8 protein-coding genes are annotated in these 14566 nt (G+C 61.0%); all 8 read right to left on the minus strand.

Features of this window, described 5'->3' with window-relative positions; all coding sequences use genetic code 11:
• Positions 1-16 precede the first annotated feature (16 nt).
• The 8 genes from AC1UK9_RS14560 to AC1UK9_RS14595 all read right to left on the minus strand — a co-directional run bounded on the left by AC1UK9_RS14560 (position 17) and on the right by AC1UK9_RS14595 (position 14520).
• Positions 17-3103 (minus strand): autotransporter domain-containing protein, encoded by a 3087-nt coding sequence (locus AC1UK9_RS14560; RefSeq protein WP_482577772.1) that lies wholly within the window; start codon positions 3101-3103, stop codon positions 17-19.
• A 140-nt stretch (positions 3104-3243) separates the two neighbouring features.
• The gene (eprS, locus tag AC1UK9_RS14565) at positions 3244-6195 is read right to left on the minus strand and encodes an autotransporter serine peptidase EprS (RefSeq protein ID WP_482577774.1); all 2952 of its coding nucleotides are present in this window, start codon (positions 6193-6195) and stop codon (positions 3244-3246) included.
• Between the two features lie 78 nt (positions 6196-6273).
• A complete protein-coding gene (locus AC1UK9_RS14570; protein WP_025109630.1) occupies positions 6274-7644 on the minus strand; it encodes a TolC family outer membrane protein in 1371 nt (456 codons plus the stop codon).
• Between the two features lie 2 nt (positions 7645-7646).
• Entirely contained in the window at positions 7647-8996 is a 1350-nt protein-coding gene (locus AC1UK9_RS14575; protein ID WP_473015818.1) for an HlyD family type I secretion periplasmic adaptor subunit, read from the minus strand.
• Positions 8993-10768, minus strand: coding sequence for a type I secretion system permease/ATPase (locus tag AC1UK9_RS14580; RefSeq protein ID WP_025109628.1), 1776 nt, complete (start codon positions 10766-10768; stop codon positions 8993-8995). Before AC1UK9_RS14580 ends, AC1UK9_RS14575 begins: the two co-directional genes overlap by 4 nt.
• A gap of 205 nt (positions 10769-10973) precedes the next feature.
• Positions 10974-11402, minus strand: a complete 429-nt coding sequence (locus tag AC1UK9_RS14585) for an AprI/Inh family metalloprotease inhibitor (protein ID WP_473015997.1) — start codon at positions 11400-11402, stop codon at positions 10974-10976.
• 92 nt (positions 11403-11494) lie between these two features.
• On the minus strand, positions 11495-12958 hold the full coding sequence (locus AC1UK9_RS14590; RefSeq protein ID WP_482577776.1) for a serralysin family metalloprotease: 1464 nt from the start codon (positions 12956-12958) through the stop codon (positions 11495-11497).
• Positions 12959-13434: 476 nt separating this feature from the next.
• Positions 13435-14520 (minus strand): polyamine ABC transporter substrate-binding protein, encoded by a 1086-nt coding sequence (locus AC1UK9_RS14595; protein WP_025109625.1) that lies wholly within the window; start codon positions 14518-14520, stop codon positions 13435-13437.
• Positions 14521-14566 lie beyond the last annotated feature (46 nt).

Genomic DNA, 14566 nt, shown 5'->3' on the forward strand with positions numbered 1-14566 from the left:
GGCTGCCAGTACTCCCTTAGAACTGCCAGTCGAGGGTCAGACCCACACCGTGGTCCTTCTCGTTGTTACCAATCAGTCCGTTGTAATCCAGGTTTACCCGGACATCGCGATTGAGCGCCAGCCCGGCGCGCACACCGACCACTGCGGCATCACGATCCATCGACACGCTCTGCACATTGAACGCGCTGTTGCCATTGGCGAAAGCCAGGTGGCTGTCAGCATCGACGCTGCTCAGGTTGTGCTGCCAGCCGAGGGTGGCCCCCAGTTCCAGCTGATGTTTTTCCGACAGCGCAAAGGTGCGTTTGGCGCGTACGCCAAGGGTCGACAGCACCACATCGCGGTTGTCTTCACCGCCCTTGAGCGCCGCCGCATCACCCTTCTCGGTGAAGCTTTCGGTGTTCAGGTGCACGTACGACAGATTGGCGAACGGCTCCAGATTCATCGGTTGCAGGCGCAGATCGTAAGCCGCTTCAGTGAACAGCTGGGTGGTTGCGGCATCGTGCTTGGTTTTCTCCTTGCCACTGACGCCACCGAACTGCAGATCACGTTTCACGTCCACGCGATGCCAGCTGTAAGCCGCACCGGCAGTCAAGCGCAATGCATCGATCTGATGCCCCAGGTATGCACCCAGGTGGTAGCTGTCGACCGAGGCCGACGAATGCGTGCCGCCCCCCATGTTCAACGAGCTGTCGCTATAACCAGTAACGAAACCCAGACGAGTATCTTCAGCAATCAAGCCGTCGACACCGGCCAGCAAGCCGCCAATAGAGCTGTTGGAGTCGGCATTTTCATGCCCGCCATCGCTCTTGCCCCACGAACCGAGGACCTTGACCCAGGCGTTGCTGCGATCGTCGGTCGGCGCGTTGGCATTGAACAGATCACGCTCGCGCAAACGCTCGCCCACCGCTTCACGCAGGTAGCGGCTGTCGTTGATCAGCAGGGTGCCAATGGCCGGGTGGATCTCACCGGACAGTTGCTGGAAGGCTTGTTGCGCCGAGGCCGCATTCGGCGACAGCAGCAGGGTTTCGTACAACGCGTTGCCCGCGCCCAGACGCTCGGCAGCCGCGCCGACCGCACGCTGGTTCGGCGTCAGGCCGACACTGGCGAACGATGCACCGTTGCGCCCCACGTCCAGCTGCACGCCGTTCGCCGAGTACGCCAAGGTGCCGCCGAGAAACGCGTAGTTCGGCAACACTTGCCCGAACTGGCCTTGAATGCCACCGGCCGCTTGCAGAATGTTGAACTGAGCGCCCTGCAGGCTTTTCACTTCGGTGGTGGTCAGCAACGTCGGGCTGTTTTCCAGCGACAGGCTGACAGTCGCGCCATCAATCACCGCTTTGCCACCGGCCACGATTTTGTCGCTGCTGGTCGGCGACACTTCCACCGCGTAGGTCGAACCCTGCTCGAAGGTCACATCCCCGGCCACGTTCAACGTACCGATGGAATTGCCCGGCGCGACAGTACCGCCGCTTTTCGCGGTCAGTGCGCCAATATGGCCGTTACCGCCGAGGATGCCGCTCTCATTCACGGTGACCGCCGAGGCCAGCGAACCGTTGATCGCCAGACGTCCCTGATTGACCAGGGTCGGGCCGCTGTAGGTGTTGTTGCCGGTCATCACCAGTGTGCCGATGCCCTGTTTGGTCAGGCCGCCGTGACCGGAAATGTCGTTGCGCCAGGTGTCGAGACCGCAGGTGATGTCGTTGCACACGCGTTCGGTGGGCTTGCCCTTGTCAATGATCGCGCCGATACCCGGCAAGTCGGCGACAAATTGCCCGGAGCCGTAGGCACCCTGGATGCGGAACTCTTGCGGGATGTCTTTCTCGGTGACGAACATCGCCGGGCCATCAATGCCCTTGCGCAGGTTGATCATGCCCCAGCCGTACAAGGCGTCGATGCCCGGTGCGCCGAGGTCAGTGGCCGTGGTGCGCAGTACCGTGGCGACCTGATCGCCGGTCATGTACGGGAAGCGCTCCATCAGCACCGCCATCGAGCCGGCCACATGCGGCGCGGCCATCGAGGTGCCATTGTAGTTTTTGTAGCCGGTGGTCAGGTTGTCGGCGTTGGTGCCGCTGATGATCGAGCTGTAGATCTGCGTGCCCGGCGCCGAGACGCAGAAACTCGCGGTATAGCCGCAACGTGACGAGAACGTACTCATGATGTACGGGTTGGCGCTGGCCTGATCCGGGTTCTTCTGCAACGCGGCGACAGTGATCCAGTTCGGCGCGATGTCCGGGACGAAGTAACCGAGGCCGGCGATGGCGTCCGGGTTGTTCAGGTTGTAATCGTTGCCGGCGGCGAAAATCGTCACGATGCCGCTGCGGGCGGCGGCGATGGCGCCGTCGTAGGCACCGCCGGGCTTGGTGCCGAGCAAGGTGCGGATTTCGTTGAACTGCAATTGCGCGTCGTTGACGGTGAAGTGCGGATGCGCCGGGTCGCGGCCACCGAGGTCGAAGCGGTCAGTGATGCCGATGCCCCAGCTGTTGTTGATGATCCGCGCACCGCTGGCGATCAGCGCATCCCAACCGGCCTTGTACACCGCGCCGTCGTTGCCACGGACGATGCCGTCTTCCGGGCCTGGGTCACCGTTGTCGGCACTGATGATCTGCGCACCGAACGCCACACCGTGCATCGGCCCGCCGTCACGGCTGCCGGCCGCGATACCACCGACGTGGGTGCCGTGGGCACCGAGCTTGCCGTCGGAGCCGACCGAGGGTGAACCGTCATAACGAAACGCATCGCCGGCTTTGACCGGAATGTACGGGTCGGTGTACTCGCGGATCCCGCTGGTGACCAAGGTGATGACCTTGTTGCTACCGGAGAATTCCGGGTGCGCGGCGTACACCGGCTGGTCAAAGATCCCGAGCTTCACGCCTTTACCGGTGTAGCCGGCGGCGTAGGCGTAATCGGCACCAATCGCGCCCAGGCCCCATTCCGCCTTGAACTCGGCGCTGCGCCAACTGGCGGGATCGCCCGTGCGGCCGTTCTCCACGTAAGGCGCAGCGTATGCAGTGCCCCAGGTAGCCAGCGCGCAGAGCATGGCGCCGTTGAGGGTTTTCATGGCGAAGCGACCACCCGTTTGCGCGGGGGTATTATTCTTATTCATCCAGCGACCTTCCTTAGTGTTGTTGCGAAAAATCCGTCTACCAGCACCTCACCTGGGCCTGGGAATCAACTCTTGTGGCGAGGGGATAAACCCCCTCACCACAAATGTGTGTATGCGTTCACGGGGCCTGCCGGGATTGTTCAGAACTGCCAGTTCAGGCTCAGACCCACGCCATGGCTCTTCTCGCGATTGGCCAGTTGGCCGTTGTAATCGAGGTTGACCCGCACGTCCTTGCTCAACGCCAGGCTGGCCTGCACGCCGACCAGTGCGGCGTCGCGTACCAGCGCCGAACTCTCTATCGCGTACGGTGTGCTGCCGCTGGCAAAACGCAGATGCTGTTCGGCGTCGATGTCGCTCAAGCTGTGCTGCCAGCCCAGGTGGCCGCTGACGTCCAGTGATTGTTGCGTCGACAGATTGAACGTCTTCACCGCGCGCACGCCGAGGGTGCTGAGCACCGCATCCCGCTGCTCGCCAGAGCTTTTCAGCGCCGCTGCGTCGCCCTTTTCGGTGAAGCCGTCAGTATCCACATGCACATAAGCGAGGTTGGCGAACGGCTCCAGTGCGACCGGTTGCAGATTCAGGCGATAAGCCGCTTCACCGAAGACCTGAGTGGTGGCTGCATCGACCTTGGCTTTCTGTTTCGCACTGACGTCGCCGTATTGCAGATCGCGTTTGACGTCGGCGCGATGCCAGCTGTAGGCCGCGCCGGTGCTCAGGTGCCAAGCGCCAATGTCGTGACCGGCGTAAGCGCCCAGGTGATAGCTGTCGACCGAAGCCGACGAATGCGTGCCCGAGCCCATGTTCAGCGAACTGTCGCTGTAACCGGTAACCAGACCGATGCGGGTCTGCTCGTCCAGCGCGCCATCGACGCCGGCCAGCAAGCCGCCGATCGAGGTGCTGTAGCGCGAGGTATCAGAACCGGAGTCAGTCGAGCCCCAGGCGCCGAGTGCCTTGACCCAGCCGTTGCCTTGCGTGGTGCTTGCATCGCGCAGACGTTCGCCGACGGTATCGCGCAACTGGCGGCTGTCATTGATCAGCATCGAGCCGAGCGCCGGGTAGATTTCCCCGCTCAGTTGCTGGAATGCCTGTTGCGCGGAGGCGGCATCTGCCGACAGCAGCAGGCTTTCGTACACCGAATTGCCGGCGCCCAGCCCCTCGACGGCCACCGCCACCGCGCGCTGATTCGGGGTTTGTCCGACGCTGGCGAACGAGGTGGCGTTGCGCTGGATGTTGAGCTCAATCGCGTTGGCCGTGTAGTCGAGGTTGCCACCGATGAACAGGTAGTCGGGCAGCACCGCGCCGAACTGGCCCTGAATACCACCGGCCGCTTGCAAAATGTCGTACGAGTGGCCAAGCAGGCTTCGGGCCTGGGTGGTGCTGAGCAGGGTCGGACTGTTTTCCAGCGACAGACTGACGGTAGCGCCGCTGATGCTCGCGCTGCCGCCGGCAACGATGCGGTCGCTGCTGGTCGGCGACAACTCGACCGCGTACGTAGCGCCCGGGGCAAAGGTCACGTCACCGGCCACATTCAAGGTGCCGATCGAATTGCCCGGAGCCACGCGGCCACCGCTGTTGGCAGTCAGCGAGCCGATCCGCCCGGACCCGCCCACTGTGCCGCTGTCATTGACTGTCACCGCCGAGGCCAGCGAACCGTTGACGCTGAGCAAGCCGCCATTGACCGTGGTCGGCCCACGGAAGGTGTTGTCGCCGGTCAGCAGCAGGCGCCCTGCTCCGGACTTGATCAGGCTGCCCTGATAGACCCGCGTCGCCGCTGCGGCATCACGGGCCATGCCCACCGCGTAGTCAGTCTGATCCTGCTGACTGGCGCCGGCCGCAACGCCGTTCTGCCAGCCTTTGTCCTGCAGGGTTTGCTGCCAGGCACGGTGTTCGGCGAGGTCTTCGCCCTGACGCTGGAGCAAGGCCTTGTCGGAGATGTCATTGCTCCACACATCGCTTTGCCCGGCGGCCAGATTGGCATTGAATGCCCCCAACAATTGTCCCGGCCCGTGCATCGCCCGGTTCAGGTTGGCCACGCCCCAGCCGACCCGGTCGGTTGGCGCTGCGGTGATCGAGCCGTCGAGTTGCGTGGCGGTGGTCAGCAGCACTTCGAGGGCCTGCTGATTGTTCATGTACGGGTAGCGCTCCATCACCAGCGCCAGTGCCCCGGTGGCGTGCGGCGCGGCCATCGAGGTGCCGGACTTGATCGCGTAATCGCCACCGGGGATGGTGCTGTCGATCTTCGCGCCCGGCGTGGTGATGCACCAGTATTTGGCGATGCCGCACTGGTTGTACTTCTGCTGATTGCTTTGATCCAGTCCCGAGACCGCCAGCCAATGGCCCTCAAGATCCGGCTGAAAGTACGGCAACGCCGAGCGCACGCTGGCGTTCGGGTAACCGCTGTTGCCGGCGCTGAACACGTTGATCACGCCGCGTCGCGAGACATCCGCCGCCGCATCGAGCCAGGTGCCCTGATTCCAGTGCTGGGCATAGGCTGCGTGCAGATCAGCCAGGGTGCGATAGCTGACATCCGGCGGCTGGCTGCCCCAACTGTTGTTGATTGCGCGCACGCCGGCATCGGCCAGGGCGTCGTACGCCGCTTTGAAATAACGCGGATCGGGTTTGGGGCCGAACAGGAAGCTGTCGTTCTTGTTGGTGTTGCCGACGAAGATCTGCGCGTTGTACGCCACACCGTGCATGCCGTTGCCGTCACGGCTCGCGCCCATGGTGCCGACCACGTGAGTGCCGTGGGAGTCGTTGTTGGGGTTGAGGGTGCCGTTGACGCTGAACAGCGAACCGTCGACGTAACTGCCTGACGCCAGCACCGGGTGATAGCGGTCGGTGGCGAACTCGGGGTGGGCGGCATCGAAGCCGGAGTCGAGGGCGCCGATCTTCACGCCTTTGCCGGTGATCCCGGCGGCGTAGGCCTGATCGGCCTGCATCCGCGCAAGGCCCCAGTCACGTTGGAATTCGGCGCTGCGCCAACTGGCCGGATCACCGGGTTTGCCGGTTTCAAGGTACTGCGCATTGGCTTGCGCGATGGAAACTGCGAGCAACAGGGTGCCGACCGCTGCCGGCTTGATGCGTACGTCCATGTTCACCACTCACTTTCTTTGTTTTTTTAGAGTTGTTAAGCCGATCACCCAGGAATCAACACAGGTCAGTGCAAGACCTTAGTTCGTGTTGCTTTTCGGGCCTTGTCCGAAGGCCTCATCCACCCGCGCCAGGTCCTGTTCGTTCAACGTCCCCGCGTAGTAATGCAGCTTGGTCCAGGCCATCAAGTAGTCGTAGCGTGCCTGTGCCAGATCGCGGCGGGTGGTGAACAGTTGTTGTTCGGCGTTCAGTGCATCCAGATTGGTCCGCTCACCGCCAAGAATACTTTGCTTGGTCGACACCACCAGCGCTTCAGCCGAGGTCAGTGCCTTCTGATAAGCACGCAGTTTGTTGACGCCCGACAGGCAGGCGCTGAACTGGCGGCGCAGCTCGATCAAGGTCTCGCGGGTCTTGCCGTCGAGTTCGTATTCGGCCTGCTCCATGGTGCGACTGGCCTGACGGGTCGAGGCCGAGACCCCGCCACCGGCATACAGCGGCACGTTGACTTCAAAGCCAATGGTGTTGGTGTCGTACCGCTGGTTATAGGTGTTGCCGCTGTCCGATTCAGTCTGGCGAATCGAGGCGTAGGCACTGACTTTCGGCAGGTGCCCGGCGCGGTTGCGCTCCACTTCGTAGCGCGCCACTTCCACCGCCTGACGTTGCGAAGCCAGATTCGGGTTGTTGCTGATCGCCAGTTCGTGCCAGGTGTCGTAGTTGGCCGGCATCAGCGCGAAGGTCTGGAAGTTCTGATCCAGCGGCGCCAGCTCACTGATGTCCACCGTCGGCACACCCACCAGCGCACCCAGCTCACGCAGCGCGGCGTCCTGTTCGTTGCGCGCCTCGATTTCCTCGGCCGTCGCCAGTTCATAGCGCGACTCGGCTTCGAGAATGTCGGTGCGCGTGCCCTCACCCTGCTTGAACATGTGCTCGTTCTGCTGGAACTGCTGCTCGTAGGCTTTCTTCTTGGCCTGAGCGATGTCGATCTGATCCTGCGCGAACAAGGCCTTGGTGTAGTTATCCAACACCCGCACCAGCAGCTCCTGACTCTTGCCGCGAAACGCCTCGTCGGCAAACAACGACTGCGCCACGCCTTTGCGATACGCCGCGTAGGCTTCGTAGTCGAGCAGCGGTTGCTGCAGGGTCAGGGACGAACCGTAGCTGTTGTAGTTACGGTCTTCGGTCAGGTTGCCGCGTTTGGTCAGTTGCGTGGCCTTCGAGGTGTTGTGACCGCGGTTGTAGTTGTAACCCAGCTTCGGCAACAACCCGGCGCGGCCGATGATGCGGTTTTCCAGACCCGCGTCGCGCTCCTTGATTGCGCCAAGGAACACCGGGTCGTTGCGCAATGCCTGCTCGTAGATCTCGAATGGCCCCATGGCCGCCAGCGCGCTGTTTCCTGCGAGCAGCGCGAACGCTGCTCCCAACATCGAAAGCTTATTCATACAGCCGAACATCCTTATTCTTCGGTCAACGCGGAGCCGGCCCGATCGAGCAACGGTTTGAACAGGTAGTTGAGCAGCGAACGTTCGCCAGTGCGCACGAACATCTCCGCCGGCATACCGGGCTTGATCACCAGGCCGTGGAGTTTCTCCATCGCCTGATCACTGACGCTGCTGCGCAGCACGTAGTACGGCACGCCGGTTTTCTCGTCGACCATCTGGTCGGCGGAAATCAGGCTGACCTCACCCGGCACGCGCGGGGTTTTGCTCTGGTTGAACGCGGTAAAGAGGATGTCCACCGGCAAATGCGTGCCGACCTTGTCGATCAGGTTGATCGGCAAATGCCCCTCCACTTCCAGCGTGGTGCCTTGCGGGACAATCTCCAGCAGGGTTTCGCCCTGCCGCACCACAGCGCCTTCGGTGTGCACGCCGAGGTTGACCGCCACGCCGTCGGCGGTAGCGACGATCTCGCTGTGCTGCAGGTCGAAACCGGCCGAAGTCAGTTGCTCGGACAGGGTCACGCTTTTGAGCTGCGCGTCGGCCAGTTGCGTGCGCACTTCCTTCTGGTACTCCTCGCCATGCTGTTGCAGCTTCAGGCGCGATTCGAGAATGCCCTGCTCCACACGGCCGCTTTCACCGGTGTTTTCCGCCAGTTGCTGCTGCACTTGCGAGAGCTGACGCTGGTACTCCATCAAGCGGTTGCGCGGGATGTAGCCGTTGTCCGCCAGCGGCTGCAGGTTGCTCAGTTGCTGCTGCAGGGAATCGGCCTGGGCATTGAGGTCGGTGCGCGCGCGACGCATGCCGGCGAGTTGCGACGTGGCGCCTTCGATGCTTGCACGCAGGCCGGCCTGTTCGCGGTAGAACGCTTCGCGGCGGCTGCTGAATAGTTGGCGCTGGCCTTCAAGCACCAGGGCCAGACGCGGATCCGGATCGTTGCTCAGCTCGGCAGGAAAGGTGATCTCTTTGAGGTTGTCGCGCTCGGCCTGCCAGCGCGCGAGGCTGGCCCAGGCCATGCGGTATTGCGCCTGCAGCGATTGCACATCGGCAGCCACTTGCGTCTGGTCGAGACGGAACAGCGGTTGGCCCTGTTTGACGATCTCGCCTTCGCGCACCAGGATCCGGCTGACCACACCGCTGCTCATCGACTGCACGGCTTTGCGTTTGCCCGACACCACCACAGTGCCCTGCACCGGAATGCCCTGATCCAGTGGCGCCAGTGCGGCCCAGGTGAAAAAGCTGCCGGCGCCGACGATGGCCAGAATCCAGCCCATGCGTGCGAAAAATTTCGCATCGCGCTCCGGGCGCTCGGTGACATACGCGTGTTCCATGCTCGCTTCGTTTTCAGTATTCATGCTGGCGCTGCTCATACACCCGAATTCCTTGTCGTGGGCTGGTACTGCCGGCTCATGCTGAGCCCGCCCGGTGCCTGCGCAGATTTTTCCCGTTGCTGTTCCTGGGCGCCAGACAGCGCCTTGAGGACTTCCTGACTGGCGCCGAACGCCTGCAAACGCCCGTCGTTGAGCACCAGCAGCTTGTCAGCCTGGGCCAATACCGAAGAGCGATGTGTCACCAGAACCACCGTGGTGCCTTTGGCCTTGAGTTGGGCGATGGCGCTGGCCAATGCCGCTTCACCAACGGTGTCGAGGTTGGAGTTCGGCTCATCGAGCACCACCAGGCTTGGATCGCCATACATCGCGCGGGCCAGGGCCACACGCTGTTTCTGACCGCCAGACAGGCCGCTGCCGTCCTCGCCCAGTTGCGTGTCGTAGCCCTGCGGCAAGCGCAGAATCATTTCGTGTACGCCGGCCTGTTGCGCGGCGGCCACGACTTTTTCCGGATTGGCCTCGCTGAAGCGGGCAATGTTCTCAGCGATGCTGCCGCTGAACAGTTCGATGTCTTGTGGCAGGTAGCCAACATACGGGCCGAGCTCGTCGCGGTTCCAGCGATGGATGTCGGCGCCGTCCAGGCGCACCGTGCCACCGAAGGTCGGCCACACGCCGACCAGCACGCGGGCCAGGGTCGACTTGCCGGAACCGGAGGCACCGAGCACGCCGAGCACTTCGCCGGCGCCCAGATTGAAATTGATCATCTGCAAGGTTGCCGCGCGCTGACCCGGAGGGCCGGCACTGACCTGTTCAAAGGTGATCTGGCCTTTCGGCGCCGGCAACGCCATGGCGTCGTCACTCGGCGGGAACGCCTGCAGCAAGGAGTCCAGACGACGGTAGGCCAGCTTAGCCCCGCTCCACTGTTTCCACACTGCGATCAACTGGTCGATCGGGCTCAGCACGCGGCCCATCAGGATCGAGCCGGCGATCATCATGCCGGCGGTCATGTCGCCCTTGATCACCAACAAGGCACCCAGGCCCAGCACCAGAGATTGCAGGCACAGACGCAGGGTTTTACTGATCGAACTGATCACCGCACCGGTGTCGCTGGCCTGGTTCTGCAGGCCGAGAAACCGCGAGTGCACACCAAACCAGCGCTTGCGCAGCGCACCCAGCATGCCCATGGCCTGAATGGTTTCGGCGTTGTGCAGGTGGCTGGTCGCCAGTTGACTGGATTTCTGCGAGAAACCGGCGGCTTCGCCCAGCGGCTTCTTGGTCATGTATTCGTTGAGGCACGCCAGCGCAATCAGCAACAGCGCACCGGCCGTGGCCAGCACACCCAGCCAGACGTTGAACAGGTAGATGACGAACAGATAGACCGGGAACCACGGCGCATCGAAAAACGCGAACAGCGCTGGCCCGGTGACAAACTGGCGGATGTGGGTCAGGTCGCCCAGCGACTGCCCGGCGTTGCCCTCGCCCTTGAACAGGTTGCGCTCGAACGCCGCCTGATAGACCCGCAGGTTGAAGCGGCGCTCCAACTGGCTGCCGATGCGGATCACGATGAAGCTGCGGATCACTTCCAGCATGCCGATGAACGCAAAGAACCCGACCACCATCAAGGACAGCATCGCCAAGGTGGTTTCGTTCTGCGAAGACAGCACGCGGTCGTAGACCTGCAGCATATAAATGGAGGGCACCAGCATCAGCACGTTAATCAGTGCGGTAAAGCACCCGACGCTGATCAGAATGCTTTTATAGTCACCCAAAGCCTTGAATAAGGGAGCGGTGGCTGGGGCCTTCGCCATCTTCATTGATTATTCCTGAAATAATTTCCCCGCCATTCTTTGGCGAGGCGCTTCTATTAATTATCCGTGCGCATGCCGGAATATCGCTTGCAACTTTGCATTGGCACTTCAATCACAACTTCCGTTATACAACCGGTTATTCGTTGTATTGGCGTGACGCTTATAACTGCAACGTGGCACCTTATATTCAACTGTCAGTCGTTGCTGATACTCACGGCTTGTGCGCGTTGCGCTCGAGCGTAATCACCAGGCCCGACTTCAAAGTACTCAGATAAAGCCCGTCACGTTGTCGGCTGAAAAACTGGATTCTTGAACCTTCCTTGCCAGTAATCGACAGGCCGTCCGGGTCGGGAAACCAGCCGATCGGCGTTTGCTCCAGCCACGCCCCCAGGCATTCAGCGCCTTTGCCCAGCGTCTGGTTGGGTTCGAGATCGATCAGGCACGTATTCGATGGCTTGTCCTGCAAGGACTGCGCTTGCGGGACGTCGTCAGGTGCGGTCAGAACGGCCTGCCACTGCCCGGCAAAAACCGATGGATCTTCGAGTCTGAGGCTGCTTGCCATGGTTGTTTCTCCAGAAATCGTGATGAACGCCGCCGAAAGCCACGCCATTGCCTTGTAGGTAAAAGCTTTGCAGATCATGAGAAAATTCGCTCCGGCACGTAGCCTTGCCCAGCGGCCAAATGGATGCAAGTAAAGAAAGCGGCGCATCAAGCGCCGCTTTCCTGTTCACATCACGCCACGATGTCGCTGGTGGCTGCCTGGCCAACGGTGCTGACCTGGAAGTCCGCCACGCCGTGCCCGGAGAAGTCCACCGACAACAGGCTGTTGCCGCCCGACGACGTCAGGATCGCGTCACCGGCTGCACCGGTGAAGCTGTTGACGAAGTGCAGGCCTGCACCGTTGGTGATGGCGCTCAGGTCGATTTTGTCCAGACCGCTGACGAAATCGAGGATCTGATCGATCGCACCCGGCTTGGAGTCGGAACTGGCCGCGAACACAAACGTGTCCGAACCCGAGCCGCCCCACAGTTTGTCCGCACCACCGGCGCCATAGATGATGTCGTTGCCGGCACCGCCTTTCAGCTCGTTGGACGCACTGTTGCCAATCAGCAGGTCATTGCCCGAGCCGCCGATGGCGTTTTCGATGGTGACGCCCTTGGCGATGGACACGTTGCCGATCATGCCGCCAACGTCAGAGAACGAGGCTTCATTGAGGTTGATCTTCTGGTTCTGGGTGAAACCCGAGAAGTCGAAGGTGTCCTTGCCGCCCGCATCCCACACCGAGAACACCAGCTTGTCGCTCGACGACGAGGCGCTGAGGAAATCGCGACCGGCGTTGGAGTTGAAGCCGTAGGTGGTGTCACCGGTACGGGTGTTCATGTTGGCGCCGTAGAGCTTCTGGATGGCAGCGATGTCATCCATCAGCGGGCCAGAGGAATAGGCTTCCACGCCGCCCTTGCTGAAGTTCTGGCTGGTATTGCTTTCGCTCCAGTAACTCATAAGGCTGTAACCGCGGGTGTCTTGCCCGTAGGAAGCATCCTTGTAGGTCGGGTTGCCTTCGCCGGCGTTGTAGTCACCAGGGTGTGACAGGCCCAGGGTGTGACCGATTTCGTGCGTCAGGGTTTGACGCCCGTAGTTGTTCAGCCCCGGGGTTTTGTTGACGTCGTATCCACTGCCGGTCAGGTACCAGGACTGACCGTCATAGCCTGGCTCGGTGCCTGGCAGGAAAGCAAACGCCGCTGCGCCTTCCTGGCCGCCGCTGTAGTTACCGAACGTCATGTGGCCATCGCCGCCGCGGGCAGCTTCGGTGAACGTAACGTTGGCAACATCAGCCCAGGATTGCATGGCAAGCACAGACTGGGCTTTTTGCAGGGCACTGAACTGACTGAAACCGGTGACACCCAGGCCGCTGAAGTTAGCGGTTTTGGCGGTCAGAAAGGTGTAGGTCAGTTCGATCTTGCCGCTGTTGTCGAGATCGTGCCAGGAAGCACCGTCTCGCAACAGTTGTGTGGCGGCTTGATCCACCGAGAAGGAGGGTTTGCCATTGACCGTGAGGTTGCCGCCACGGTCGTACTGATGGCTGAAGCTATTGATCTGGTTCCAGGCGGAGCTGGTTGCAGCCAGAGATTGCACTGCGCCGACAGGCACGAATGTGTCTGCGGTGATATCAATAGCGTTAGCTTTTACTTTCGACATAAACACACTTCCTTGTTTAGCAATGGAACAGTTTTTGTCAGATAGCGACAATCCCTGGCGAGATCGTCCTATCACTCGCCCAATGAAGGCATCAGAAACCTGACACAATTTGAAATCTGTCGTCTAGCGTTTTTTTGAGGTCAAATTGAACTGTTCCGGCAAACTGCCGTAAACAAAGCCTGCGGGGGCAAAAGAATGTTTAAGCGGGTTACGTCAGGTCCAATTGTCTGACGATTTTCTATTTAAATATTAAATATCGGTAAGTTGTTTTTTGTTAGACGCGTCTCACTTTCCTGCACTCTATTAGTGCAATGCCAGTGTATTGATATCAATCAATTAAAGTAATTTCGGACGCTACATGACTCATGTGGGAGCGAGCCTGTTCGCGAAGCCGTCCGCGCAGACAACAACCTGTTGAATGGCTGAACGCTTCGCGAGCAGGCTCGCTCCCACGGGTTTTGTGTGTGTTGAAAATTTCAGCTGCCGGTCCGGATCTTGTTCCACACCCGCGTACGAATCCGGTCGATGTTTAGCGGCATCGCTTCCAGCGCAAACAGCTTGCCCATCATCTCCGGGCTCGGGTAGACCTTGGTGTCGCCCTTGATCGCCGGGTCGATCAGGCCGTCAGCCTGCTGATTGCCGTTGGCGTAGTGCACGTAATTGCTGATGCCGGCCATCACGTCTGGGCGCAGCAGATAGTTCATGAACGCGTAACCGGCCTTCTCGTCCGGCGCATCGGCCGGCATGGCGACCATGTCGAACCAGATCGCCGCACCCTCCTTGGGAATCGCGTAACCGATGTCGATGCCGTTCTTCGCTTCCTTGGCGCGGTTTTCCGCCTGCAGGATGTCGCCGGAAAAACCGACAGCGACGCAGATATCACCGTTGGCCAGATCGCTGGTGTACTTCGAGGAGTGGAAGTAGCTGACATACGGCCGCACTTTCATCAGCAGCGCCTCAGCCTTCTTGTAGTCCTCGGGGTTCTTGCTGTGCGGCGGCAAGCCCAGATAATTGAGCGCCGCCGGCAGCAATTCCGGGCCATTGTCGAGGATGGCTACGCCGCACTTCTGCAGTTTCTCCATGTATTCGGGCTTGAAGATCAGGTCCCACGAGTCCACCGGGGCGTTGTCACCCAGCACCGCTTTGACTTTGGCGATGTTGTAGCCGATCCCGGTGCTGCCCCACAGGTACGGGAAGCCGTGCTCGTTGTTCGGGTCGTTGACCTGCAAGGCCTTGAGCAACACCGGGTTGAGGTTCTTCCAGTTCGGCAACTGGCTCTTGTCGAGCTTCTTCAACGCCCCGCCCTGGATCTGTCGGGCCATGAAGTGGTTGGACGGGAACACCACGTCGTAACCGGATTTGCCGGTCATCAACTTGCCGTCGAGGGTTTCGTTGCTGTCGTAGACGTCATAGGTGACGCCGATGCCGGTGTCTTTCTCGAAGTTTTTCGTGGTGTCCGGCGCGATGTAGTCGGACCAGTTGTAAATCTTCACCGTATCCGCGGCCTGAGCAAGGGAGACGGCGAACATCAAGGGTGCCAGTGCGAGGGTCTTTCGGATCATGGGTCGATTCCTGTGTGGGCTGTTTTTTTTGTTGGCAGGCAATCAA

This window comes from Pseudomonas sp. AK-TSAG1-1, assembly GCF_056821665.1.

Coding starts and splice junctions, on each gene's coding strand:
- AC1UK9_RS14560 (WP_482577772.1), bottom strand. CDS start 3,103: ATGAATAAGAATAATACCCCCGCGCAAACGGGTGGTCGCTTCGCCATG.
- eprS (WP_482577774.1), bottom strand. CDS start 6,195: ATGGACGTACGCATCAAGCCGGCAGCGGTCGGCACCCTGTTGCTCGCA.
- AC1UK9_RS14570 (WP_025109630.1), bottom strand. CDS start 7,644: ATGTTCGGCTGTATGAATAAGCTTTCGATGTTGGGAGCAGCGTTCGCG.
- AC1UK9_RS14575 (WP_473015818.1), bottom strand. CDS start 8,996: ATGAGCAGCGCCAGCATGAATACTGAAAACGAAGCGAGCATGGAACAC.
- AC1UK9_RS14580 (WP_025109628.1), bottom strand. CDS start 10,768: ATGAAGATGGCGAAGGCCCCAGCCACCGCTCCCTTATTCAAGGCTTTG.
- AC1UK9_RS14585 (WP_473015997.1), bottom strand. CDS start 11,402: ATGATCTGCAAAGCTTTTACCTACAAGGCAATGGCGTGGCTTTCGGCG.
- AC1UK9_RS14590 (WP_482577776.1), bottom strand. CDS start 12,958: ATGTCGAAAGTAAAAGCTAACGCTATTGATATCACCGCAGACACATTC.
- AC1UK9_RS14595 (WP_025109625.1), bottom strand. CDS start 14,520: ATGATCCGAAAGACCCTCGCACTGGCACCCTTGATGTTCGCCGTCTCC.